Origin of the sequence: Kitasatospora sp. NPDC101157, from assembly GCF_044768255.1 — a bacterium.
Classification (GTDB): Bacteria; Actinomycetota; Actinomycetes; order Streptomycetales; family Streptomycetaceae; genus Kitasatospora.
Map to the genome: position 1 here is coordinate 576,965 of NZ_JBIWPL010000003.1, position 23,169 is coordinate 600,133.

The following is a 23,169-nucleotide window of genomic DNA, read 5'->3' on the forward strand; positions in this document are numbered from 1 at the left end:
TAACGCATGGCACCTGAGACGCAAGCAGGGGCAGCCGACGCCGCGCTGCCGCTCCCCCCGATGAAGTGGGACGCCTGGGGCGACCCGGCCCTCGCCAAGGAGCTGTCCGCCGACATCAAGGGACTGCTCGCCGCCGCCCTCGGTGTCCCCGGCGACGCCGCCCCCGGGCCGAGCGCCGCCGAGGTCGTGCTGCGCCCCTCCCGGATCACCGCCGACGCCCTCAAGGCGCTGGCCGCCGCCGTCGGCGAGGCGCACGTCAGTGCTGCCGACGGCGACCGCCTGCCCCGGGCCGGCGGCAAGTCCACCCCCGACCTGCTGCGCCGCCGCAGCCGCGAGCCCCAGGACGCGCCGGACGCCGTGGTCGTGCCCGGCGACGAGGCCGAAATCGCCGCCGTCCTGGCCGTGTGCGCCGAACGCCGGATCGCCGTCGTGCCGTTCGGCGGCGGCACCAGCGTGGTCGGCGGCCTGGACCCCGAACGCGGTCCGTTCGAGGCCGTCGTCTCGCTCGACCTGCGCCGGCTCGACTCCCTCCACGCGCTCGACGAGACCTCCGGCGAGGCCGTCCTCGGCGCCGGACTCACCGGCCCCGCGGCGGAGGCGCTGCTCGCCGAACGCGGCTGGGAACTCGGCCACTACCCGCAGAGCTTCCGGTTCGCCACCATCGGCGGCTTCGCGGCCACCCGCTCCTCCGGCCAGGACTCCGCCGGCTACGGGCGCTTCGACGAGATGGTCCGCGGCCTGCGCGTGGTCACCCCCGCCGGGACGCTCGAACTCGGCCGCGGCCCCGCCTCCGCCGCCGGCCCCGACCTGCGCCAGCTCTTCCTCGGCTCCGAGGGCACCCTCGGCGTGATCACCGCCGTCCGCCTGCGGGTCCACCCGCTGCCCGCCGTCAAGGCCTACGAGGCGTGGAGCTTCCCCGACTTCGCCACCGGGACGGCGGCGCTGCGCGCCGTCGAGCAGCAGGGCACCGGCCCGACCGTCATCCGGCTCTCCGACGAGGCCGAGACCATGGTCAACCTCGCCATGACCGAGCAGATCGGCGGCTCCCCGGCGGTCAGCGGCTGCCTGGCCGTCACCGTCTTCGAGGGCGACGCCGAGCAGGTCGCCGCCCGGCACGACCTCACCCGCGAGGCGCTGCTCGCGGCCGGCGGCACCTCGCTCGGCGAGGCGCCCGCCCGGGCCTGGGAGCACGGCCGGTTCAGCGCCCCCTACCTGCGCGACTCGCTGCTCAACGCGGGCGCGCTGTGCGAAACCCTGGAGACGGCGGCCGGCTGGAGCGACCTCGCCCGGCTCCGCGCCGCCGTGACCGAGGCCCTGACCGGCGCCCTGCCCGGCGCGCTCGTCCTGTGCCACATCTCGCACGTCTACCCGACCGGCGCCTCGCTCTACTTCACCGTCGTCGCCGCCCTCGGCGAGGACCCGCTCACCCGGTGGGGCGCCGCCAAGCGGGCCGCCGGCGACGCCATCATCGGCGCGGGCGGCACCATCACCCACCACCACGCGGTCGGCGCCGACCACCGGCCCTGGATGACCGAGGAGGTCGGCGACCTGGGCGTGCGCATCCTGCGCGCCGTCAAGGCCGAGCTCGACCCGGCGGGCATCCTCAACCCCGGCAAGCTGATCCCGTGACCGGCCCGAGAACCGTCCGCAGGGTCGCCGTTCTCACCAACCCGGCGGCGGGCACCGGCCACGCCCAACCCGCCGCCCAGCGGGCCGTCGCCCGGCTGCGCGCCCTCGGCGTCGAGGTCGAACCGCAGGCCGGGCGCTCCGCCGACGACGCCGTCCGCCTCGCCCGCGAGGCGGCGGCCGACGGGGCGGACGCGGTGGTGGTGGTCGGCGGCGACGGCGTGATCAACCTCGCCCTCCAGGCCCTCGCCGGCGGCACCGTCCCGCTCGGCGTCATACCGGCCGGCACCGGCAACGACCACGCCCGCGAGTACGGGCTGCCGCTCGGCGACCCCGAGGCCGCCGCCGACGTCATCGCCGCCGGACGCACCCGCACCGTCGACCTCGGCCGGATCACCGGCCCGGACGGCGCCGTCCGCTGGTACGGCTCGGTCCTCGCCACCGGTTTCGACTCGCTGGTCAGTGACCGCGCCAACCGGCTGCGCTGGCCCCGCGGCCGGATGCGCTACAACCTCGCCATCCTCGCCGAGTTCGCCAACCTGCGGCCCCTGCCGTTCCGGATCACCCTCGCCGACGGCACCGTCATCGAACGCGAGCTCACCCTCGCCGCCGTCGGCAACACCCGCAGCTACGGCGGCGGAATGCTGATCTGCCCCGCGGCCCTTCCGGACGACGGCCTGCTCGACCTCACCCTGGTCGACGCGATGCCCCGCCTGCGGATCGCCCGCTTCTTCCCCACCCTCTTCAAGGGCACCCACATCGACCACCCCGAGGTCACCACGCTCCGCACCGAATCCCTGCGGATCGAGTCCCCGGGCATCACCGCCTACGCCGACGGGGAGTTCATCACCGCCCTCCCGGTCGAGGTCGCGGTCAGGCGGGAGGCACTGCGACTGCTGGTGCCCTGAGCCGGTCCCCGGGCGGCGGCGGCCGCTCGGGGGCCTCCGCCCCGCCCGGTCCGGGTGACCTCGGCGGGGCGTGAACCCCTACCGGCCCGGTGACCTCGGCGGGGGGATCCCCTACCGGCCCGGGCGCACCGCCTGCCGGCACACGTCGCCGCCCGGCTCCCCGGACTCGAAGCTGCCGGCCGCTTCGACCCACGGCGGAACCCCGGGCCCTGAGCCCCGTGCACGCGGTCGGAGAGCCCCCGTCACGCAGGACGGGGAGGAAGTCACAGGTGCGCCCTGATCTGCCGCACCGGGTGGCCGAGCGCGGCGCCCACCGCCGCCAACTGCGCTTCGGTGAACCAGGGTTGCGCGGGGTTCCAGACCTCCAGCTCGAACCGGGCGAAGCCGCACGGCCAGTCGTACTCCAGCGCGTCCAGCGTCGTCGCCGCCCCGCAGCAGGGCGCCGTCACGGCGAGCGTGGCGAAACCGTCCTCGGCGTGCTCCTCCAGCAGAGCGCCCCACCACCCCAGGGTGATCGAGCCGCCGCAGTGCGGGCAGCCGATCCGCTCCAGGTTCTCCCCGCAGTCGACCGCCGCCGTCCGCTCGTGCCAGGTGACCTCCAGCTCGGCGTCCTCGTCCTCCCCCAGCAGTTCGGCCAGCACCGCTCGCGCCCGCGCCGCGGCGACCGGCTCGGGCTGCCAGGAGGGGTCGGTCGGGATCACCGACAGCACGTCATCACTCATCGCCGACGACCTCCGCGACCCGTCCGCCCGCCCGGCCTCATCCGACCAGCCGGCGGCGCCAGAGCAGCGGCCGTATCTCGATCGCGTCCGACGGGTCGCCGCTCCAGACCGTCGGCAGGCCAACGGCCGTGAGGGCGGCGACGACCTCCGCGCCGACCGCAGTGGTGGTCGCGGGTGAGCCGTCGAAGCCCCCGTAGAGCAGGCTCAGACCGTGACCGGCGGCGGCGGACTCGGTGCACTGGGAGTGGAAGTAGACGAAGCCCCGGGCCTCCGGCTCCCCCGCCGCCCCGATCTCGGCCTGCCCGCAGGAGCGGCAGCAGGCGAAGTCCTCGCGCGCAGTGATGCCGCTCTCCTCCAGGGCGGTGAAGGCACGGGCGAGGCGCTCCGGATCCGTCTCGCCGACCCAGCCGCTCTGCACGCCGACCCGCTCCAGCCAGAGCCGGTCGGCGAGTTGCTCGGCCTGCGACCGGGAGAGCGGGCGGCGCTCGCCCGACACCAGGTACTCCTCCGCCTGCTCGGCGAGCTGGGCCCGGTTGGTGTAGCCGCAGGCCAGGGTCAGCCGCAGCTGGTCCTCCAACTGCCGCCGTTCGTCGGCCTCCAGCACCAGCGGGGGCACCGGCTCCGAATCCGGCCCGAAGTCCATCGGCGCCCACGCCAGCCCGTCGCCCCAGCCCGGGTCGTACCGCGCCCACCCCGTCATCGCCGCGACCACGGCCTCGGGCCCGTCCACCCGCACCTCGAAGTGCCGGGCGGCGGAGCCGTCGCGGTGCTCCAGCGTGTAGTCGCCACCGTCCTTGTGCCACACCTGGATGTAGACGTCCGGCAGGTCCGGTATCCGCTGCACGACGAGGAAGGAGTCGGCCCCCGCGCCTATGCGCCGGACCAGCCCCGCCAGTTCTGCGGCGGTCACCCTCAGGTGCCGCGCGTCGTTCGTCTGCACCGCGATCGCCAGCATGCCGTCACCCTCGCACACGCCACCGACAATCCGCCGGGCGCCCAGGCACTTCACGTCCGGTGCTCCCGCAACCAGCCGACCAGGTACGCAACGGCTTCCGCCGGGTCGTCCGTCTCCAACAGCACCGCGACGTCCCGCCCGTGCCGTTCGAGCACGGTGAAGCCGGTGCCCCAGGCCACGATGCCCGGAATTCCCTCGCTGCCCCACACCCGCCAGTCCGCCGAGTGGGAGACGCTCAGGCAGGCCATGGAGGTCCACGGGAACAGCACCCGCAGCACCGGCTCGGCAGCGGCCGTCTCGATCAGACGGCTCATGGCACGCGAGTGTTCGTCGCGCGACCCCGAGGACCGCGCACCGTCGATCTGCGCCTGCCACTCCTCGGTCACTGCGGCGGCGAACGTCGCGTCGTCCATGGCATCGAACCCCCCTGCGGGGAAGCCTAGGTGACGCACACCCCGGACGAACGGAAAACCGGGTGCTCCGGGGGCGGACGGTCCGGTAGCGTGCGGGGCATGTCGAGTCCTGAGGCGAACAGGGTGGGGGCTTTCGGTCACGCCGTCTGCCCCCTGGACCACTGATCCGCTCCTGACGATCCGACCGCGGGCCCGGGAAGGGCCGGTCGGGCGGGCAGGTGTGCCCGCGGGGCCGGCCGCGATGACGAGACGGACGTTCGTGTCCCGATTCCCGTCCTCCCGGAGCCTTTCGATGCCTCTTCCGCTCTATCTGCTCGCCCTGGCCGTCTTCGCCATGGGCACCTCGGAGTTCATGCTCGCCGGGCTGCTGCCGGCCCTCGCCACCGATCTCGGTGTCCCCCTCGGGGCCGCGGGCGGTCTCACCTCGGCGTTCGCGCTCGGGATGGTGGTCGGCGCCCCGCTGATGGCCGTCCTCGCGCGGAACCGGCCGGGGCGCGGCAGTCTGCTCGGGTTCGTCCTGCTGTTCGCGGCGGCCCACGTCGTGGGGGCGGTCACCGGCAGCTTCCCGGTCCTGCTGGGGAGCCGTCTCGTCGCCGCCCTCGCCGACGCGGGCTTCCTCGCCGTCGCCCTGAGCACCGCCACCGCGCTGGTCCCGCCGGACCGCAAGGGACGGGCGCTCGGCGTGCTGCTGTCGGGCACCACGCTGGCCACGGTCGCCGGGGTCCCCTGCGGGTCGGTGCTCGGCGCGCTGTTCGGCTGGCGCGCCGCCTTCTGGGCCGTGGCCGGGCTCTGCCTGCCCGCCGCCGTCGGCATCGCCAGGGGCCTGCCGGCGGTCCCGGCCACCCCCGGGACGGCCGGGACGGCGGGGGCGTCCGGCGCTTCCGCCCTGGGCGCCGAGTTCGGCCAGTTGCGTCGCCCCCGGCTGCTCCGCGCGATGCTGCTCGCCGCGCTGGTGAACGCGGCGACCTTCGGCGGCTTCACCTTCCTCGCCCCGGTCGTGACCGGGGCCACGGGACCGGGCGGGCCGTGGGTCCCGGTCGCCCTGGTGCTGTTCGGTGCCGGGTCCTTCGCCGGCGTGACGGCCGCCGGCCGGCTGGCGGACCGTCGCCCCGGCCTGGTCGTCACCGTGGCGGGGCCGCTGCTGCTGCTCGGCTGGCCGCTGCTCGCCCTCACCGCCGGCCGGCCGGCCACCCTGTTCGCCCTGGTGTTCCTGCTCGGCGCGCTGTCCTTCGCCGTCGGCGGCACGCTGATCACCCGGGTCCTGTACGAGGCGGCCGGCGCACCCACCCTCGCCGGCGCCTACGCGACGGCCGCCCTCAACGCGGGTGCCGCGGTGGGCCCGCTGGTCGCCGCGACGACGATCGGCACCGCGGCCGGCGCCCTCGGGCCCGCCTGCGCGGCCGGGGCCCTGGTCGCGGCGGCACTGCTGATCGCCGCCGTCCGGCCCTCGCCGACGGGCTGAGCCGGACCGGCCACCGAAGCCCGCCCCGGCCGGGCACCGCGGCCACCTGTTCCGGCCGGCCCCCTACGGCCTGCGGCCACCCGGCCGACCGCACAGGGAGTTCCGAACGGCCCATTCCCCCGCGGGAATTGCCCATCCGCTGCGCCCCTCCGAGGATGGGCGCAGCGTGACCGACAAGACCCAGGGAGTCGATGATGACCACCAGCGCCCAGCAACTCGCTGACCGCTACGCGGCGTTGTGGACGGAACCGGACGCCGGAGCGCGCCGGAAGGCGATCGAACGGCTGTGGACCGAGGATGGCGTGCACCTGGTGCACCCGCCGGAGGAGATCCGCACCGAGGCCGACCGGATCGGTTTCCCGGAGCCGGTGCTGGAGGCGCGCGGCCACCGGGAGCTGGAGTTCCGGGTCGCCCGGGCGTACCAGGAGTTCGTGGCGCCCGGCGAGTTCACCTTCCCGGGCCGGGCAGGACGCCGTGCGGCTGCGCGCCGTCGTCCGGTTCAGCTGGGAGATGGTGTCCGTCGCTACGGGCGAACTCGCGGGAGGTGGCGTGGAGTTCGTCGTCCTGGACGCCGACGGAAGGATCACCGCCGACTACCAGTTCCCCGGGCTCTGAGCAGCAGCTCGGCGGTCCGGGCGTCGGCGGGCAGAAAGGCCTCCAGCTTCAGTTCGGCGAGGGTGACATCGACTGCCGTGGCGAAGGTGGTCACCGTCGTCATCAGGTGCAGCTCGCCGAGCCCGGTCCGCAGTTCCAGTGGTACCGCGAATCCGAGGTGCTGCTCGTCCACCGCCGCGTCGGGCACGTAGGAGCTCAACTCATCGTGCAGCTCGCCCAGATGGCGGGTGCGCTCGACGATGTGCCGGGCCCAGGCGGCGAAGTTGAGGATGCGCGGCGCCAGCCCGTCCGGGTGCAGGGCGAGCCGGTAGGCGTTGGTCCCGGGCCCGACCAGGCGCGGGTCGGCGCCCGCCGTGATCACGTCCAGCGCCCCGTTCGCCGCCACCACGTCGCCGCGCCGGTCGACCACCAGCGCGGGGTACGGCAGGTGCCCGGCCAGCAGGTGGTCGATCGCCGCCCGGACGGGCGCCAGCCGCGGCCCGTCCAGTGGGCTCTCCGGGTAGGCGGGGGCGTAACCCGCCGCCAGCAGCAGCTCGTTGCGCTCCCGCAGCGTCAGGTCCAGCGACTCGGCGAGCCGCACCACCATGCCCCGGCCCGGGACGGACCGGCCGGACTCGATGAAGCTCAGGTGCCGCTGGGTGGTGCCCGCCCGGGTGGCGAGGTCGAGCTGGCTGAGCCGGCGGTCGGTGCGGCGTTCGCGAAGCGCCCGGGGGAAGTCCATCCTCCACTTCTACCCGGGCGCCGCCCACCCCGCCATTCCCCGCGGGGAATTGAGCCCGTACCGCACCGCGGCGAAGGATCGGCGGCATGGACATCGGAGTTTTCCTTCCCACCGGCCAGGACCAGTGGCAGCCCGCCGGCGACCCCCGCGACCTGATCGGCTTCGCCCGCCGGGCCGAACGGGCGGGCTTCGCCTCGCTGTTCGTCAACGACTCCCTGCTCACCCCGAGGATCGAGCCGCTGACCATGCTGGCGGCGGTCGCCCCGGCGACGGAGCGGATCCGGCTGGGCACCGGCGCGCTGCTGCCGGTGCTGCGCCGCCCGGTGCAGGCCGCGCAGGCGCTGGCCTCGGTGGACCTGCTCTCCGGTGGACGGTTGACGGTCGCGGTCGGCGCGGGCTTCCCGGGGCGCTTCGGGCAGCCGCTGCACGAGCTGTCCCAGGTGCCGTGGGAGCGCCGCTTCGCCCGGCTGGACGAGACGGTCGCCCTCTGGCGGGCGCTGTGGTCCGGGGCCACGCGGTTCCACGGCGAGTTCCACCACTTCCCAGAACTCCCGCCCGCCACCGCGCCGTTCACCCGACCCGGTCCACCGGTCTGGCTGGGCGGCGCGACCCCGGCCGCACTGGCCAGGACCGGGCGCCACTACGACGGCTGGCTGCCCTACCCGCCGGATCCGGCCGACTACGCGACCGGCCTGGCCGCCGTCCGCCGGGCCGCCCACGGGGCCGGGCGCGCCCGGGAGGCCGTCACCCCCGCGCTGTTCGTCAACATCCGGATCGACGAGGACCCGGAGGCGGCCCGCCGCGCCATGGGCGCCTACGTCGAGTCCAACTACGGCCTGCCGCTGGAGGAGGTGGCGCGGATCCAGGCGATCGCGATGGGCACCCCCGAGCAGGTCGCCGCCGCTCTGCACCGCTACCGCGAGGCGGGCGCCGAGCACGTCGTCGCCCGGCTCGGCGCAGTCGATCTCCGGGACCAGTACGAGCAGTTGGAGCGTCTTGCGGAGCTCACACGCCCCGGGTCGCGGTGATCCGCCCGGACCCGATCGCCTCGACCAGCTCCCGGTGGTCGGCCGCCGAACGGTCCGCGTAGCGCAGCGCGAAGTCGGCGACGGCCTCGGCGAAGGTGTCGGCGGCACCCAGGTAGCCGGCCAGGGCGAGGCGGTCGCCGGTGCGGGCGTGGGCCCGGGCGAGGGCGCGCCCGCACAGGTCGGCGTACGCGCGCAGGCCGGAGGGGGTCAGCATCCCGACCGCCACCGTGCCCTTCATGTCGCGCAGTTGGCGGCCGTAGAAGTGCCGCCCGGCGGGGCCGGTGGTCCACCCGAGGAAGATGTCGCCGGCGGCCTGCATCAGGTGCTGCCCGGTGACCACCCGCCGTCCGCCGTGGTGGACGGCGACCTCGGCGTCCACCCGGGTGGGCGGCAGGTGGTCCTCCAGCACCGACCGGCCGGCCTCCTTGAGCTGGAGGAACAGCGGGTCGCGGATGTCCCGGCCCTCCAGCAGGGCGATGTAGCAGCGGGTGCCGACGCTGCCCACACCGACCACCTTCATGGCGGCGTCCACGAAGCGGTAGCGGTCGAGCAGGACCCGCCGCTCCTCGGCCAGGCTGGCCCGGTAGTCGCTGAACACCTTTCCCAGGCCGCGCATTTCGCTCTCCGACAGCTCCTCGACCAGCGGCGGCGCGCTGATGATCCGCCGCCGCCCGTCCCGTTCCTCGGTGAGCTTGCGGAGGGCCTGCAGACCGGTGCGCCGCCGGGCGTGGGCGAGTTCGCCCTCGACGGCCTTGCGCCGCTTGGTCTTCCGGATCAGCGGGATCAGCTCGGCGGTGTCGATCCGGCTGTACCAGACGTCGAGTTCGCCGAGCCCGGCCAGCCTTCGCATCGCGCTCGCGTAGCCCTGGACGGCGGCCCGTGCGGCGCGCCGGGCACGCCCGTCGTCCTGGCCGCCGTCGCGGGCGGCGACCGCGACGCTGGCGGCGAGGCGCTTGACGTCCCATTCGAAGGGGCCGGGGTAGGTCTCGTCGAAGTCGTTGACGTCGAAGAGCAGCGCGCGCTCCGGCGAGGCGAACATCCCGAAGTTCACCAGGTGGGCGTCGCCGCAGAGTTGGACGGTCAGCCCGGTGTTCGGAACGGCCGCGAGGTCGGCGGCCATCACGGCGGCGGCGCCGCGCAGGTAGCTGAACGCGCTGTCGGCCATCCGCCCGTACCGGATCGGCAGCAGCCGGGCGACCCGGTCCGCGCCCTGCGCCTCCAGGACGCCGAGCGGGTCGGGCCGGTCCGCGGCGGGGATCCACCGGCCGTGCTCGGAGCGGGAGACGCGCTCCCGGGCGGCCCGCCCGGTGCGGCGGCGTTCGGCGGGGGTGGTCATGCGGCGGCTCCGTCCGTCACCAGGTGACCTTCGAGGGCTGCGGCTCCGCGCAGCGCTGGGACAAGGGTGCCGGAGGGCGCGGTGAACGCCCTCCGGTGTACGGCCGTCCGGGTGAGCCGGCTCACCCGACCGTGAAGTCGGCCATCATCGCCATGTCCTCGTGCTCCAGGTTGTGGCAGTGCATGATGTACGTCCCCGCGTAGTCGGTGAAGCGCACCAGCACCTCCACCGCCTCGGCCGGCCGCAGGTCGACGGTGTCCTTCCAGCCGGCGTCCCACGCCCCCGGGTCCTCGCCGTTGCGCCCGATCACCTGGAACTGGTTGAGGTGGAGGTGCACGGGGTGGTGCACGTCGCTGGAGAAGCGCCACCGTTCGACGCTCCCGAGGGCGGGGGTGGCGAGGCTGCGCCCGGGCTCGTACGGGTCGCCGTTGATGGTCCAGCCGTCGCTGCGGCTGCGCCGGAACTTGAAGTTGCGGGTCGCGACGGCGTCCGAGGCGTCCAACTCCTCGACGGCGGCCAGCTTGTCGGGCACCCTGGCGTCGTCGTTCACCGCCCGGGAGGAGACGTCGAAGCGCATCACCTCGGCGGTGCGGCCGCTGCCCAAGCGGTTGAGCAGGCGCACCTGGGTGCCGGGCCGGTAGCGGGAGAAGTCGATCACCACGTCGAAGCGCTCGGCGGGGGCGATCTCGATCGCGTCGTGGGTGACGGGGGCGGCGAGCAGGCCGCCGTCGGAGCCGATCTGGACCAGCGCGTCGCCGCCGGAGGGCTGGGGGTCCAGTTCGAGCCGGTAGGGCCGGGCGTTGGAGGCGTTGAGCAGCCGAAGCCGGTAGTGCGCCCGGTCGACGTCCAGGCGCGGCCAGGGCGCGCCGTTGACCAGGATGACGTCGCCGAGGACGCCGTTCATGTAGTCGTCGGTGACGCCGGGCACGGCGAGCGAGGCGTCGGTGGACGGGTAGCGGAAGGAGCCGTCGGCGGCGAAGGCGCGGTCGGCGAGCATCAGCGGGAGGTCGCGCTCGCCGCGCGGCAGCGGCAGGGCGCCCTCCTCGTCGTCGTGGATCAGGTGGAACCCGGCCAGGCCGCGCCAGATGCCGAGGCCGGTGAAGCCCATCCGGTGGTCGTGGTACCAGAGGGTGGCGGCGCGCTGTCTGCCCGGGTAGGTGTGGGTGCGCTCGCCGACCAGATCGTGGCCCGCCATGTGCCGCATCCCCGGCATGCCGTCCATCGACCCGGCGGCAGGGAGGGTGGATCCGACGGGCAGCAGCAGGTCGATCGGGTAGCCGTCGCTGTCGGCCGGGGTGTGCCCGCCGTGCAGGTGGACCACGGACGGCACCGGCAGCTGGTTGCGGTGCTTGACCACCGCGGCCCGGCCGGAGCGGGCGACCACGGTCGGCCCGGGGTAGGTGCCGCCGTAGGTCCAGGCCTCGGTCCTCACCCCGGGCAGGATCTCCAGCCGGGCGACCTGCTGGGTGATCTCGTAGTAGTCGTTGGTGCCGTCGGTGCGCACCGGCTTGAGCACCGGCGGCACCGGCAGCGGGACCTGGAAGGCCGCGGGCAGGTCGAGCTCGCTGCTGAGCAGCCGCCCGGGCTGGCCCTCGGTGAACAGTCGGGCCGCGGAGGGGGCGGCGACGGCGGCCAGCGCGCCCGCCCCGAGCACGGAGGCGCCGATGCCCAGGAACCGGCGGCGGTTCACCGCTTCACCTCCACCGGCCCGCCGGGGCGCGGCAGCACTCCGCCGCCGTCCGGCCCCTCCTCGCGCCGGCCCGCACGGGCGGGCAGCGGCAGCCGCCAGGCGCCGACCAGGCCGAACAGGATGCCGCTGACCAGCAGCACGCCGAGCGTGACGTGGACGCTGACCGCCCGCGCGTAGCCGACGCCGATCTGGCCGCTCACGGCCACGGCGAGCACGGCGGTGGTCCAGAGCGGCCAGAGCGGGCCGCGCCCGGCCCGGCGCACGAAGAAGGCCACCGGCAGCTGGACCACGACCACGGTGGCCAGCGTCATCCCGTTGCCCTCGTGGTCCCCGAGGGAGTCGTAGGTGCCGTCGAGGAAGCTACCGGCGAGCACGACCTGGAGCACGGCCAGCAGCGCCTGGGTGGTGGCGGTGATGCGCAGCAGGATCAGCGGCCAGCGGGGCGCGGAGGCGGCAGGTGGACTGCTCATGTCGGCGGCTACTCTCTGCTTCGGCGGGTCGGGCGGGTGGGCGGGGACGTAGCTGATAGCTCGTCATGATCAGCTACTTGCGGACCTCAGGGGCCGTTCCGCCATTCCATTGGGCCGTTCGGCACGGGGTTTGTCGCCCGTGCGAGTGATGCGCCTGAGCGGCCCTCCGGCCCGCGGCTCCGCCCGGTCTGCGGCCGCCGGCCGCCGGCCGCGCCGGGTCGCCGGGTCGCCGGGTCGCCGGGCCACCCCACCCGCCGCTACACCGGGTCGGCGGCGATCCCCAGGTAGGCGGCGCGCAGCTCGGCGAGCAGCGGGTGGGCAGGGTCGAAGGCGGTGCCGTCGACGGCGGCCAGCGGACGCAGGCCGACGCCCGCGTTGAGCGCGAAGGCCGCGTCGAAGCGCGCCAGGTCGGCGGCGCGGACCGGCTCGCGGGACTGCGGGCCGCCGTACGCCCCGGCGAGCAGCGACTCGGTGACGCCGGGCAGGCTGGGGCCCGCGGGCCGCACCAGCAGCCTCCCGGCCAGGAAGCCGACGTTCCAGGTCGCGCCCTCGGTCACCAGGCCGTCGTCGTCGGTGAGCAACGCGTCGTCGTAGCCGGCGAGTTGGGCGGCGCGGCGGTGGTGGATCAGGCCGAACAGGCCGACGTGCTTCAGTTCGGGCAGCTCACGCCGGTGGGCCACCGTCCGCACCCGCAGCGGGGCCGGCTCGGCGGCCGCGGCCGGGCGGGTGGTCACCAGCAGGGCCGGGGTGGCGGAGGCCGCGGGGCGTTCCAGGCCCAGCGCTGGGTCGTAGACGGTGACCCGGACGATCACCGGTGCGCCGTCGGCGGGCAGCACCGCGCGGATCCGCTCCCTGACCAGCGCCCGGTCCAGCTCGGCGGCGAACAGCGCTCGGCAGTCCCGGACCAGCCGGTCCAGGTGCAGCTCCAGGCCGCGGACGCCGCCCGCCTCGACCCGCAGCGTGGTGAAGTGCCCGTAGTTGAGCAGTCCCAGGGCGGCGAGCCGCGCCGGGTCGGCGGGCGCGCCGTCGATCTCGATCTCAGCCATCCCCCGAGTCTGCCAGCTGCGGGGACCCCGGCCGCACCGATTGCTCCGGCAGTGCGGCCGGCTCCGGTGGTACGGCCGGATCGGGCAGTGCGGCCGGCTCGGGCAGCGGCGCCGGACGGTACGGGCCAGGGCCGACGGCCGTACGGTCGGCCCGGGTGCGCGCGGTCCGCTCGAACTCCTCGATCCTGACCGCCAGCCCCTCCGGCTCACCCGCGTCCGCCCAGCGCCACGCCTCCGCCCACCACTGCGGTCCGCGCACCAGCGGACGGCCCGCCAGCGCCAGGTAGAGCGCCAGCGTCGAACGGGCGTACTCGTGCACCCAGCCGTCACAGGCCCGGTAGTCCGCGGTCTCGTCCAGCCGCAGCCAGCGGCCCTCCTGCCCGGCGGCCAGTATCGGCACCCAGCCGCGCTGCCGGTCCGCGACCAGCAGGAGCATCCGCCCGTCCTCCTCGTGCACCCGGTAGAGCGGGAGTTGGGGCATCCGGGCGAACGACAGCGACCGCTTCCAGCCCACCACCCACAGCCCCCGGCGCAGGTAGTAGCGGACGGCGGGCCGCCAGCTCCAGTGCGCCTCCAGCCGGAAGCCCGGCAGGCCCTCGGCGGTCGCCGCCGCGTACACCTCGTCCAGCGCGGCCGCCGCCAGCCCGCGGCCGCGCGCGTGCGGCCGCACGTAGAGGGAGGACACGGCGAGCTGGCTCGGGCCCTTGGTCCAGTTGTCCACCGCGACCGTCCCGACGACCTCGCCGCGCTCGCCGAGGATCCAGTACCGGCGCCGGTACAGCTCCCCGCCGGGCCACTCCCGGCCGCTCTCCCCCAGCCGCTCCCGCCAGCCCCGCTCGGCCGCCGGCACCAGCCCGTCCGGGTCCACCAGCCCGCCCAGCTCGCCCTCCACCAGCGACGCCAAGTCCCAGCGGGCGAAACGCCGTTCCTCCCCCTCGACGGCCGCGCGCAGCCGCACCCCCGCCGCCAACCGATCCTGCGCCCGCCCGACCGCCTCGTCCCACGACCTCACCACGGTGGCCACCCTAGCGCTCCTCCGGGCACGACCCGTAATCCCCCGGCCACCCAACGTCAGCCCGACCGGTTCGGCCCTCCGCCGCCGGCGCGCCCGACAGACGGCCACGGCTACGGCTACGGCTACGGCTACGGCTACGGCTACGGCCGGATGACGATCGTGCTGGACGTGCCGTCGCCCCAGACGGTGGTGTTCAGCATCATCCGGCCGTCCAGCGACGCCATCGTGAACTCCGGAACGTAGCGGTCGGTGAACAGCGTCGCGAACCCGCTCCGCAGCAGGCTGACCTCACTGCCCACCAGGTCCCAGCCGTCGATCAGCCGGACCCGGAACCACAGCGGGCCGGGCTCCTCCTCCGCCTCGTCCGAGTGCTCCGGCTCGTCCGAGTGCTCCGGCTCGTCCGAGTGCTCCGGCTCGTCCGAGCGCTCCGCCTCGCCTTCGGGCCCCGGGTCGAGCGCGAGCAGGAACTCGGCGTTCTCGTCGAGGAGTCCGTACTCCGTCGCCATCCGGTACCAGTCCGCATTGAGGCGGTCGGCCAGGTCCGGGGCATCCAGGTCCACGCTCTCGGAGTCGAAGCGCCCGTCTCCCGGCCGGACGTTCGCGGGCCCGTGGTACGGCGGCAACCCGGGCAGTTCGACCTCCCCGACGACCCGATGGATCAGACGCAGTCCGGCGGAAGCGAGCAGGTCGGCAGTCCCGGTGTCAGTGAGCATCACGCGAAACGGTAGCGAAGGGGCCGCCCCGCCGTCGCCCGGGATTCCGGTCGGCCGCCGGGCCCGGGGCCGTGCGGGGGCGGGTGAGGGCGACGGCGGCGACGACCAGCACGCCGCCGGCCAGGGCGTTCCAGCCCACCGGCTCGGCGAGCAGCGCGGCGCCGAGCGCGGTGGACCACAGGGGCATGACGTAGGTGACGGCCGAGGCGACGGCGGTGCCGGCCGTGCGGACCAGGCCGAGGTTGAGCAGGTACGCCAGGCCCGTGCCGAGGGCGCCGAGCACCAGCAGGGCGGCGGCGGCCGGGCCGCCCGGCCAGTGCGGGAGGCCCGCGGCGGACGGGGCGATCAGGGCCAACTCCACCGCCGCGCAGCTGATCTGGAGCGTGGAGAGGGTGGTGACCGTCCCCGGGCGCCCGGACAGGAAGCGGCGCAGGTAGGCGAAGCCCGCGCCGTAGCAGCAGGCGGCGGCGAGGCAGGCGAGGGCGCCGACGGTCTCGCCGGAGCCCAGGCCGCGCCAGACGCCCAGGACGGTGAGCACCCCGACGAAGCCGAGCGCGAGGCCGGAGAGCCGTCGGGCGCCGGGGCGGCGTTCCTCGGGAACGGTCAGTACCGCGAACAGCATGGTGAACAGCGGGGTGGTCGCGTTCATCACCCCGGCGAGCACCGAGCTGACCCTGGTCTCGCCGAACGAGAACAGGGTGAACGGCACGGTGTTGAGCAGCACCGCGACCACCGCCGAGTGCCCCCACAACGCCCGGTCGCGCGGGGCCCGCTCGCCGCGCAGCAACAGAACCGCCCACAGCGTGGTGGCGCCCAGCACGCTGCGCCACAGTGCGACCCACACCGGCGGGACGCCCGCGTCGACCGCCACCTTGATCAGGGCGAAGCTGGCGCCCCAGATCGCCGACAGTGCCACGAAGCCCGGCATCCAGCGCCGCACCCCGACCACCTCCCCGTCCGTTGCTCGTCCGTCCTCTTCCGCGTCCTGGACAGAGGGTGGCCCGGCCGCGGAACATGAGTCCAACAAGTGGCGGTGCGGGAAGGATGAGGAAGTCTCATGGCCTCGGACGTCAATCTCGCCCAGCTCAGGGCGCTGGTCGCGGTCGCCGACACCGGCGGCTTCGGCGCGGCCGCCGACGAGCTGGGCATCAGCCAGTCCGCCGTCTCGCACGCCGTCGCCGCGCTGGAGCGCTCGCTCGGCGCGCCCGTGCTGCGGCGCGGCACCCCGTGCCGGCCGACCCCGTTCGGCGAGCAGGTCCTGCCGCACGCCCGCACCGCGGTCGCCTCCGCCGCCGCGGTGCGCGCCATCGCCACCCGGCACTCCGGCGGCCTGACCGGCACCGTACGGCTGGCGGCGCCGACCACCGTCTGCCAGGCGCTGTTGCCGGGGTTGCTGCGGGACTGGAAGGCGGCGTACCCGCAGGTCACCGTGCGGGTCTTCGAGGGCGAGGACGCCGAGCTGCTCACCTGGCTGGAGGCCGGCACGGTGGACGCCGCGGTCCTGGTCGACGCCGACCGGCTGCCACCGGGGGCGGTCGCGCTCGGTGCCGACTCGATGCACGCGCTCCTGCGCCGGGACCATCCGCTCGCCGGTCAGGAGAGCGTCCATGTGGCCGAGTTGGAGGACGACGACTTCCTGCTCTCCGAAGGCGGCTGCGAACGCCACATCCGCGAGGCCTACCGCCGGGCCGGCACCCGGTTCACGCCCCGGCACCGCATCCGCGACCTCAACACCCTGATCGGCATGGTGCACGCGGGCGTCGGGGTCTCGGTGATGCCCGCGCTGGCGCTGACCATGCTGCCGCCCGACTGCGTCCTGGTCCCGATCCGGCCCGCCGTCCACCGGACCCTGACCCTCACCGGGCCGAGCGGCCGCCCCTGGTCCCCGACGGTCACCGGCCTGCTCGCCGGGGTGGGGGTGACCGTTCCGGTCTGAGCGGCGGCTCCCCGGCGAGTCGAGCCCGCCGCGCTCAGCCGCTCGGCCGCGCCCAGCCGTCCGAACCGTCAGGACGTGGACGGCTTGACCATTCCTGGGGTTGACCGCCGTTCCTCAACAGGTCTATACCAGTGGTGACCTTCGGCAACCACCTGCCGCCGGAGGTCCGTTCGGCCGTCCCGCCGCCCCCACACCCGGCGTGACCGGTCGACCCACCCCCACTGCCGTTTCCTGGAAAGGCCTCCGATGGAACGCGCTCTTCCCCCACACCCCGCCCCCACGACGCCCCGCAGACGCCGCTCCGGCCGGACCGCGCTCGCCGTGGCCGGCGTGCTCGGACTGGTCGCCGGCGGAGTCGCCGCACTGACCGCCACCGGGGCCGCCTCGGCCGCCACCGCCGCTGCCGCCGGCGGGCTGGGCAGCAACTGGTACGCCTCGGCGCCCTACCTGATGCCCGAGGACAACAGCCCGCCGGACGCCGCCGCCGTGATGGACGCGACCGGGCAGCGGGCCTTCCAGCTGGCCTTCATCCTCGCCCAGGGCAACAGCTGTTCGCCCGCCTGGGGCGGCACCTCCTCGATCGATTCCGACACCACCATGCCCGCCGTCATCCAGACCATCCGCGGCAAGGGCGGCGACGTCTCGGTGTCCGTCGGCGGTTACGGCGGCACCAAGCTGGGCCAGGTCTGCGGCACACCGGAGGCGACCGCGGCCGGCTACCAGCAGGTGATCACCAAGTACAACCTCAAGGCGATCGACTTCGACCTGGAGGAGCCGGAGTACGAGAACACCGCCGCGATCCACAACGAGATCGGCGCCGCCCGCATCCTCCAGCAGAACAACCCCGGCCTGTACGTCTCCATCACCACCGCCGGGACCACCGCGGGCACCGGCTGGTTCGGCACCCAGATGCTCAACGAGGCCAAGTCGCAGGGCTTCACGCCGAACAACTACTCGATCATGCCGTTCGACGGCGGCTTCAACGGCGCCGCCGCGCAGACCGACGCGCTGGTGAAGTTCAACCAGATCCTCCAGACCACCTTCGGCTGGAACGAGTCCACCGCGTACGCCCACGAGGGCGTGTCGATGATGAACGGCCGCACCGACGCCGCCGAGTACTTCCGCCAGGCCGACTTCCAGGCCGTACTGGACTTCGCCACCGCGCACGGCCTGGCCCGCTACACCTACTGGTCGGTGAACCGGGACCGCCAGTGCCCGGGCAACGTCGACCCCGGACTGTCCGGCTCCTGCTCCAGCGTCGCGCAGAACGACTGGGACTTCACCAAGTACACGGTGAAGTTCGCCGGGGCGACGCCGCCCACCACCCCGCCGACCACGCCCCCGACCACCCCGCCGACCGGCCCGGGCACGCCGACTGGCACCCCGGGCACCTGCACCGCCCCGGCGTGGAGCGCGAGCAGCACGTACACGGCGGGCGCCAAGGTCTCGTACAACGGCCACAACTACCACGCCAAGTGGTGGACCCTGAACGAGGTGCCGAGCGCCAGCGGCCAGTGGGGCGTCTGGGCCGACGACGGCCCCTGCTGACCCCGGCGAGCGAGTGAACAGGGGCGGGCGCTCACAACGCCCGCCCCTTCCACCGCACTCGGCGGCGAACCGCGCTCCGCGGCGAACCGCGCTCAGTCCGCCGCGAACCGCGCCCGCAGCTCGGCCAGCACCTGCGCCGCCTCGGGCAGCCCGGCCGCCTCGCAGCGGGCCGCCCCGGCGGTCAGCCGGTCCACCGCGGCCCGGGGTCGGCCCAGGTCGCCGCCCTCGATCAGCGCGGCCAGTCGGACGGCCTCCGCCCGCAGCGACTCGGAACGCAGCGACTCGGTCCGCAGCGACTCCGGCCGCGGCGACCCGGAGGACCGCGGTCCGCCCGCCGGCTCCCCGCCCCGCCCGTACACCGCGATCGCCCGCTCGACCTCGGCGAGCGCCTCCTCGTGCCGGTCGGCGATGGCCAGGCAGCGGGCCCGCTCGTAGTGCGAACCGCCTTGCAGGTACCAGTCGTCGTACTCCTGGCCGGCCCGCTCGGCCTCCTCGCCGAGCCCGTCCGACTCGGCCAGCAGCGCCAGCGCCGCCTCCAGCCCCTCGGCACCCCGGCTGCGCATTGTGAGCTGCGCCAACTCTCGCAGTGTGGCGGCCAGTTGGTCGACCTTGGGAGCCTTGCCGTGCGCCTGGCGGGCCCGCCCGAGGGCGGCCTCGGCGGCGTCCCAGCGGTCCGCCCGGGCGAGGGCCAGGGTGGCCTCGCAGGCGACCATGGTGTGGGTGTCCTGGTCCTCCCAGTCGGCGACCAGGTCGGCGAGCCGCAGGAACTCCTCGGCCGCGTCCCGGTGTTCGTCCAGATCGACCAGACCGCGGGCGAGGTCCAGCCGGGCCTGGGCGACCATCCGGACGTCCAGTTCCCCGGACGGCCCGGCAGAGGAGTCCAGCACCGATTCCAGCACGGCCACCGCGTCCGCCGCCCGACCGGTGCCGCGCAGCACGTCGGCCAGCTGCAGCCGCACCTGGGCCGCCTCCTCGACGGCCGCGGCGCCCTGCCGGTCGTAGCGCGCGGCGGCCTCCGACAGCGCCCGGACCGCCCCGCCGTAGTCCTGCACCTGCACGCTCGCGTGCCCGAGCATCATGTACGTCGGTGCGTACGGGTAGGAGTCCTCGCCCCAGCGCACGGCCTCGGCCAGCGCCCGGTGGAACACCTCGACGGCCTGGCCGGGCTCGCCCTGCTGCAGCAGCACCTGGCCCAGCAGCCCGAGCACCCGCGGGGTGTGCCAGGGCAGTTCGGCCACGTCCAACTGGGCCAGCACCTCGCGCAGTTCGGCCGTCGCCTCGGCCAGCCGCCCCTGCCGGGCGGCGGCGTCGGCGGTGTACTGGCGGGAGGTGGCGGCGCGGCGGGCGGAGCCCAGCTCGACGGCGGCCCGCCGGTATCCGCCGACGGCGGCCTCGAAGCGCGCGACGGTCTCCCCCGAGGGTTCGGGCAGCGCCTCGACCAGGTCGTGGTGGGCGGCGTAGGCGCGCGACTGCAGGACGATCAGGTAGTCGTCGTCGAGGATCCGACCCGCGGCGCGCAGGTCCTCGGCCTCGGCCAGCGCGGCGTCCAGCGCCGCCCAGTCGGCCACCGCGCCCTCGACGTCGCCGAGTTCGACGATCAGCGTCCGGGTGCGGGACATCAGCGCCGCCCCGGGCAGGCCGGCCCGCTCGTACAGCTCGGCGGCCTCCAGCAGGGCCGCCTTGCCCGCGGCGTGGTCGTCGCGTTGCAGGGCTTCGTGGGCGCGCTGCTCCGCGAGTTCGGCCAGCAGCCGCCCCTCGCCGCCGAGTTCGGCGCTGTCCGGGTGCACGAAGTCCGCGGCGCCGGCCCGCTCGGCGATCCGCCGCCAGAGCCGGTCGGAGTCCGGATGCCCGAGCACCTCCAGCTCGCGGGCCCGCAGTACCAGGGCGGTGAAGTCCTCCGGCTCCGGCTCGACCTCCCGGCGCGCCGCCGGAGCGACGGCCGGGGCCGGGGCGAGCTCCGGCGCGGCGGTGGCCCGCACGCCCAGGGCCAGCGGCTCGGCCAGCAGCGGCGCGGCGGCCAGCCGCGCGCGCCGGGCGGCGCCCACCGCGTCGGTGCCGTTGCGGGCGTCGAAGCGGGCGGCCAGCGCGTCGGCCTCGCCCCGCAGGTGGACCAGCAGGGTGTCGACCGTCCAGGCGGTGCCGGCCGGTCCACTGACCGCCAGCGAACCGTGCCCGGCCCCGGCCAGGGCGGCGATCAGCACCTCGACGCCGGTGAGGAACTCCAGCCGGGCACCGGGCTCGCCGGTCACCGCGAACAGGTCGCGGTTCTCGGCCAGCAGCTCCAGGCCGCGCGGCTCGTTGCCGGACAGCGCGCAGAACTCGATGTGCTGGCCGACCGCGGCCAGCATCGCGGCCTTGCCGCGGGCGTAGCGGTACCCGGCCAGGTGCGCGGAGCGGGCCTCGTCCGACCGGCCCCGGCGCAGCAGCGGCAGCAGCGCGGCCGCCTGGCTGAGGTAGGGCTCCTGCTCGCAGCCGCTGCGGCCGTCCAGCACCGGGGCGAGGATCTCCAGCGCGCGCTCGTCGTCCCCGGCCTCGACGAAGTGCCGGGCCCGGGCGCGGGTCTCGCAGGCGTGGCAGTCGCTCAGCTCGCTGCGCGGGCGGGCCGTCCACAGCTCGTAGGCGTCCTGGACGTCGACGCCGGTCTGCGCGGCCAGGTGGTAGCGCTGGGCGTAGTACGGCTGGAGGTCGAAGCCGGCCGCCCGGTAGCGGTCGCGCAGCTCGGTGTGCCAGCGCCGGATCGCGGCCAGCGGGACGTCCGGGTTGTCCAGCAGCGCGGTGGCCACCCACTTGAAGCGCCAGAACACCTGGCGTCGGGCCCATTCGCCGAAGCCGTCCGGGTCCTGGTCCCAGAGCTTGAGCACCCGGGCGAAGACCACCGGGCTCTTGCTGCGCTCTCCGTCGTACTCGTAGGCCTCCATGAGTTCGAGCAGGGCCATCGAGCGGACCCCGGTCTCCTCGAACTGCTCGGCGGCGTCGACGAGTTCCTCGGCCGTGACGGTGCGGGTCCGGCCGTACGGACGGGCGTCGTTCTCGCGCAGCGCGGCCATCACCGCGTCGGGGGTGTCCAGCATCACGCCTCCGTCTCACCGGCGCCGGCGGAACCCGAACCGGCCGCGCCCGCCGCCTCGTGGCCGAGCATGGCGTGGTCGAGCAGGCTGATGAAGGACCGGTTCAGCAGCGCGGACTCGCTGGCCTTCAGCGGGCGGCGGGTCATCAGCACGGCCTGCCCGTACAGCGCCTCGACGGCGGTCACCGCCAACTCGCGGTCGGTGACGGTGGCGGCGCGGCGCACCAACGGGTTGAGGTGGTTCAGCACCAGCTGGGCCCGGGGCACCTCGGCGCGCAGCGATCCCAGGATGTCCGCCCACAACCCGTCGGCCTCGTCGGCGAGTTGGGCACGGGTCCGCTCGTGCCTGGCCTCCCGGTTGTCGAGCAGCAGGGCGGGCGCGTTGGTCGGGTGGAAGCTGCGCAGGGCGACGTCGCAGTCGAAGCGGCCGACCACCTCGCGGGCGATCGCCAGGAAGGTGCCGGCGGCCAGTTCGGCGGCCGGGTCGACGGTGTCCAGGTGCGCGGTGACGGTGCCCGGGTCGAGGTCGGCGACCGAGACGCCCGGGCGGATCTCCGGCAGCCGGTGCACCAGGTCGCGGTCGTAGGTGTAGCCGCCGTTGACCACGCCGAGCCCGGCCGCGCCGGCGATCGGGGCGACCTGCCGGAACTCCTCGACCGTACGGGTCACCAGCACCACCGGGTGGCTGCGGGCGAACTCGTCCAGGGTGACGTTACCGTCGGTGGTCTCGAACGGCAGCCAGGGCAGCATCATCCGCAGCAACTCGTCGTCGTAGCGGGCGAGTTCCTTGACGGCCAGGTGGTGCACGGACAGGAAGCGGTGCAGCAGCGCCGGGTCGCTCGCGGACAGGCCGGTGAGCCAGTCGCGGATCCGGGCGCCGAGCGCGTCGCGGACGGCGGCCAGCGTCTCGTCGGCGTACAGGCCCTCGCGCGAGGCGGTCGGGCGCAGCCCGTCGGTGTCCACCACGCAGCGGACGAAGAACGCCCAGTCCGGCAGCAGTTCGTCGGCCTGGTCGGAGAGCAGCATGCCCTTGAGGTGCACCCGGTGGCCGTTGCGGCGCGAGGGCGGGGCGGCGTCCGGCAGAACGTAGGCGACGCCGCGCAGGCCGACCAGCGGGAGGTCCAGCTCGACGGTGTCCAGCGGGGTGAAGTCGAAGGTGGCGCGGCAGTACTCGGCGAGGGCGTCCCGCCGGGCCGGCGGGGAGCCGTGCCGGGCGGCCCACGGCGGGGTGCGGTTGACCTGGTGCGAGGTGCCGTTGGCGTCGACCACGGTGACGTCGTGGCGCAGCAGGCTGCCGAAGTCCCTGGCGAGGGAGAGCACCCGGGCGGAGCGGGTCCACTCGGCGGCGTCGGCGCGCGGGGCGAGGGTGACGGTGGTGCCGGGCTCGGGCTTGGCCGAGGCGGGCAGGGTGCGGATGGTGTAGCTGCCGTCGGAGCTGCCGCGCCACTCGATCACCGGCGCGTCCGGGCTCCCGGCGTGCCGGGTCACCACGGTGATCTCGTCGGCGACCACGAAGCAGGCCAGCAGGCCGATGCCGAACTGGCCGATGAAGTCGCCGCGGGCGGCGGCCAGTCCGGCGCCGTCCAGCCGGCCGTCGGCGTCGCGCTTGGAACTGCGGCCGATGGTGGCGAGGAAGGTGTGGACGTCCTTCTCGGTCAGGCCGATGCCGGTGTCGGTGACGGACAGCTCGTCGTCGGCGCGGACAGTGATGGCGGTGGGCGCCTCGGGGTCGAGGGCACGGCGCGCGGAGATCGCGTCCACGGCGTTCTGCAGCAGCTCGCGCAGGTAGACGCGCGGGCTGGAGTAGAGGTGGTGGGAGAGCAGGTCCACCAGTCCGCGCAGGTCCACCTGGAAGGTGTGCGCACTCGTCGGGTTGTCGGATGGGGACACCGGAGGCT

The 23,169-nt window shown here is 75.0% G+C and carries 20 protein-coding genes; 7 read left to right on the forward strand and 13 right to left on the reverse strand.

What is annotated here, in order from left to right:
• Positions 1 to 6: 6 nt before the first annotated feature.
• Together ACIRVF_RS09400 and ACIRVF_RS09405 are read left to right on the forward strand one after the other, a co-directional pair.
• Positions 7 to 1,629 (forward strand): FAD-binding oxidoreductase, encoded by a 1,623-nt coding sequence (locus tag ACIRVF_RS09400; RefSeq protein WP_402815678.1) that lies wholly within the window; start codon positions 7 to 9, stop codon positions 1,627 to 1,629.
• Positions 1,626 to 2,534, forward strand: a complete 909-nt coding sequence (locus ACIRVF_RS09405) for a diacylglycerol kinase (RefSeq protein WP_402815679.1) — start codon at positions 1,626 to 1,628, stop codon at positions 2,532 to 2,534. Before ACIRVF_RS09400 ends, ACIRVF_RS09405 begins: the two co-directional genes overlap by 4 nt.
• A gap of 263 nt (positions 2,535 to 2,797) precedes the next feature.
• On the opposite strand, the gene ACIRVF_RS09410 is transcribed toward ACIRVF_RS09405, so the two are convergent.
• From ACIRVF_RS09410 to ACIRVF_RS09420, 3 genes are read right to left on the reverse strand one after another with little or no spacing between them, the layout of a single operon-like run.
• The gene (locus ACIRVF_RS09410; RefSeq protein ID WP_402815680.1) at positions 2,798 to 3,256 is read right to left on the reverse strand and encodes a hypothetical protein; all 459 of its coding nucleotides are present in this window, start codon (positions 3,254 to 3,256) and stop codon (positions 2,798 to 2,800) included.
• 37 nt (positions 3,257 to 3,293) lie between these two features.
• On the reverse strand, positions 3,294 to 4,211 hold the full coding sequence (locus tag ACIRVF_RS09415; RefSeq protein WP_402815767.1) for a DUF6891 domain-containing protein: 918 nt from the start codon (positions 4,209 to 4,211) through the stop codon (positions 3,294 to 3,296).
• A gap of 50 nt (positions 4,212 to 4,261) precedes the next feature.
• Positions 4,262 to 4,624 (reverse strand): DUF6193 family natural product biosynthesis protein, encoded by a 363-nt coding sequence (locus ACIRVF_RS09420; RefSeq protein WP_402815681.1) that lies wholly within the window; start codon positions 4,622 to 4,624, stop codon positions 4,262 to 4,264.
• Between the two features lie 292 nt (positions 4,625 to 4,916).
• Here ACIRVF_RS09420 and ACIRVF_RS09425 point away from each other — a divergent pair, with 292 nt between their 5' ends.
• Together ACIRVF_RS09425 and ACIRVF_RS09430 are read left to right on the forward strand one after the other, a co-directional pair.
• A complete protein-coding gene (locus ACIRVF_RS09425; protein ID WP_402815682.1) occupies positions 4,917 to 6,086 on the forward strand; it encodes a Cmx/CmrA family chloramphenicol efflux MFS transporter in 1,170 nt (389 codons plus the stop codon).
• A gap of 474 nt (positions 6,087 to 6,560) precedes the next feature.
• On the forward strand, positions 6,561 to 6,701 hold the full coding sequence (locus tag ACIRVF_RS09430; protein ID WP_402815683.1) for a hypothetical protein: 141 nt from the start codon (positions 6,561 to 6,563) through the stop codon (positions 6,699 to 6,701).
• On the opposite strand, the gene ACIRVF_RS09435 is transcribed toward ACIRVF_RS09430, so the two are convergent.
• Positions 6,670 to 7,422, reverse strand: coding sequence for a helix-turn-helix domain-containing protein (locus tag ACIRVF_RS09435; RefSeq protein ID WP_402815684.1), 753 nt, complete (start codon positions 7,420 to 7,422; stop codon positions 6,670 to 6,672). The two genes, ACIRVF_RS09430 and ACIRVF_RS09435, sit on opposite strands and share 32 nt — an antisense overlap.
• An 86-nt stretch (positions 7,423 to 7,508) precedes the next feature.
• Between ACIRVF_RS09435 and ACIRVF_RS09440 the strand changes: the two genes are divergently transcribed.
• Positions 7,509 to 8,450, forward strand: a complete 942-nt coding sequence (locus ACIRVF_RS09440; RefSeq protein WP_402815685.1) for an LLM class flavin-dependent oxidoreductase — start codon at positions 7,509 to 7,511, stop codon at positions 8,448 to 8,450.
• Here ACIRVF_RS09440 and ACIRVF_RS09445 read toward each other — a convergent pair.
• The 7 genes from ACIRVF_RS09445 to ACIRVF_RS09475 form a co-directional block, all read right to left on the reverse strand.
• Positions 8,428 to 9,786: a DUF2252 domain-containing protein gene (locus ACIRVF_RS09445; RefSeq protein ID WP_402815686.1), complete on the reverse strand. Its 1,359-nt coding sequence runs from the start codon at positions 9,784 to 9,786 to the stop codon at positions 8,428 to 8,430. The genes ACIRVF_RS09440 and ACIRVF_RS09445 overlap by 23 nt on opposite strands.
• A gap of 121 nt (positions 9,787 to 9,907) precedes the next feature.
• Positions 9,908 to 11,476: a multicopper oxidase family protein gene (locus tag ACIRVF_RS09450; RefSeq protein ID WP_402815687.1), complete on the reverse strand. Its 1,569-nt coding sequence runs from the start codon at positions 11,474 to 11,476 to the stop codon at positions 9,908 to 9,910.
• Positions 11,473 to 11,946 (reverse strand): hypothetical protein, encoded by a 474-nt coding sequence (locus tag ACIRVF_RS09455; RefSeq protein WP_402815688.1) that lies wholly within the window; start codon positions 11,944 to 11,946, stop codon positions 11,473 to 11,475. The genes ACIRVF_RS09450 and ACIRVF_RS09455 overlap by 4 nt, the downstream gene beginning before the upstream one ends.
• Positions 11,947 to 12,203: 257 nt before the next feature.
• Positions 12,204 to 12,992 (reverse strand): aminotransferase class IV, encoded by a 789-nt coding sequence (locus ACIRVF_RS09460; RefSeq protein ID WP_402815689.1) that lies wholly within the window; start codon positions 12,990 to 12,992, stop codon positions 12,204 to 12,206.
• Positions 12,985 to 14,016 carry a GNAT family N-acetyltransferase gene (locus ACIRVF_RS09465; RefSeq protein WP_402815690.1) on the reverse strand — a complete coding sequence of 344 codons (1,032 nt, stop codon included), beginning with the start codon at positions 14,014 to 14,016 and terminating at the stop codon, positions 12,985 to 12,987. Before ACIRVF_RS09465 ends, ACIRVF_RS09460 begins: the two co-directional genes overlap by 8 nt.
• Before the next feature lie 131 nt (positions 14,017 to 14,147).
• Entirely contained in the window at positions 14,148 to 14,720 is a 573-nt protein-coding gene (locus ACIRVF_RS09470) for a hypothetical protein (RefSeq protein ID WP_402815691.1), read from the reverse strand.
• A complete protein-coding gene (locus ACIRVF_RS09475; protein WP_402815692.1) occupies positions 14,710 to 15,660 on the reverse strand; it encodes a DMT family transporter in 951 nt (316 codons plus the stop codon). Before ACIRVF_RS09475 ends, ACIRVF_RS09470 begins: the two co-directional genes overlap by 11 nt.
• Positions 15,661 to 15,777: 117 nt before the next feature.
• Between ACIRVF_RS09475 and ACIRVF_RS09480 the strand changes: the two genes are divergently transcribed.
• Both ACIRVF_RS09480 and ACIRVF_RS09485 read left to right on the forward strand, forming a co-directional pair.
• Positions 15,778 to 16,656: a LysR family transcriptional regulator gene (locus tag ACIRVF_RS09480; RefSeq protein ID WP_402815693.1), complete on the forward strand. Its 879-nt coding sequence runs from the start codon at positions 15,778 to 15,780 to the stop codon at positions 16,654 to 16,656.
• Between the two features lie 246 nt (positions 16,657 to 16,902).
• Entirely contained in the window at positions 16,903 to 18,204 is a 1,302-nt protein-coding gene (locus tag ACIRVF_RS09485; protein ID WP_402815694.1) for a carbohydrate-binding protein, read from the forward strand.
• Positions 18,205 to 18,296: 92 nt separating this feature from the next.
• On the opposite strand, the gene ACIRVF_RS09490 is transcribed toward ACIRVF_RS09485, so the two are convergent.
• The gene (locus ACIRVF_RS09490) at positions 18,297 to 21,275 is read right to left on the reverse strand and encodes a hypothetical protein (protein ID WP_402815695.1); all 2,979 of its coding nucleotides are present in this window, start codon (positions 21,273 to 21,275) and stop codon (positions 18,297 to 18,299) included.
• Positions 21,275 to 23,161: an HSP90 family protein gene (locus tag ACIRVF_RS09495; protein ID WP_402815696.1), complete on the reverse strand. Its 1,887-nt coding sequence runs from the start codon at positions 23,159 to 23,161 to the stop codon at positions 21,275 to 21,277. Before ACIRVF_RS09495 ends, ACIRVF_RS09490 begins: the two co-directional genes overlap by 1 nt.
• Positions 23,162 to 23,169: the final 8 nt, after the last annotated feature.

What these genes read in the sequence shown, in the direction of transcription:
- ACIRVF_RS09460 (WP_402815689.1), bottom strand. Translation starts at nt 12,992, where the DNA reads ATGGCTGAGATCGAGATCGACGGCGCGCCCGCCGACCCGGCGCGGCTC.
- ACIRVF_RS09400 (WP_402815678.1), top strand. Translation starts at nt 7, where the DNA reads ATGGCACCTGAGACGCAAGCAGGGGCAGCCGACGCCGCGCTGCCGCTC.
- ACIRVF_RS09455 (WP_402815688.1), bottom strand. Translation starts at nt 11,946, where the DNA reads ATGAGCAGTCCACCTGCCGCCTCCGCGCCCCGCTGGCCGCTGATCCTG.
- ACIRVF_RS09410 (WP_402815680.1), bottom strand. Translation starts at nt 3,256, where the DNA reads ATGAGTGATGACGTGCTGTCGGTGATCCCGACCGACCCCTCCTGGCAG.
- ACIRVF_RS09490 (WP_402815695.1), bottom strand. Translation starts at nt 21,275, where the DNA reads ATGCTGGACACCCCCGACGCGGTGATGGCCGCGCTGCGCGAGAACGAC.
- ACIRVF_RS09470 (WP_402815691.1), bottom strand. Translation starts at nt 14,720, where the DNA reads ATGCTCACTGACACCGGGACTGCCGACCTGCTCGCTTCCGCCGGACTG.
- ACIRVF_RS09425 (WP_402815682.1), top strand. Translation starts at nt 4,917, where the DNA reads ATGCCTCTTCCGCTCTATCTGCTCGCCCTGGCCGTCTTCGCCATGGGC.
- ACIRVF_RS09485 (WP_402815694.1), top strand. Translation starts at nt 16,903, where the DNA reads ATGGAACGCGCTCTTCCCCCACACCCCGCCCCCACGACGCCCCGCAGA.
- ACIRVF_RS09480 (WP_402815693.1), top strand. Translation starts at nt 15,778, where the DNA reads ATGGCCTCGGACGTCAATCTCGCCCAGCTCAGGGCGCTGGTCGCGGTC.
- ACIRVF_RS09415 (WP_402815767.1), bottom strand. Translation starts at nt 4,211, where the DNA reads ATGCTGGCGATCGCGGTGCAGACGAACGACGCGCGGCACCTGAGGGTG.
- ACIRVF_RS09420 (WP_402815681.1), bottom strand. Translation starts at nt 4,624, where the DNA reads ATGGACGACGCGACGTTCGCCGCCGCAGTGACCGAGGAGTGGCAGGCG.
- ACIRVF_RS09445 (WP_402815686.1), bottom strand. Translation starts at nt 9,786, where the DNA reads ATGACCACCCCCGCCGAACGCCGCCGCACCGGGCGGGCCGCCCGGGAG.
- ACIRVF_RS09440 (WP_402815685.1), top strand. Translation starts at nt 7,509, where the DNA reads ATGGACATCGGAGTTTTCCTTCCCACCGGCCAGGACCAGTGGCAGCCC.
- ACIRVF_RS09435 (WP_402815684.1), bottom strand. Translation starts at nt 7,422, where the DNA reads ATGGACTTCCCCCGGGCGCTTCGCGAACGCCGCACCGACCGCCGGCTC.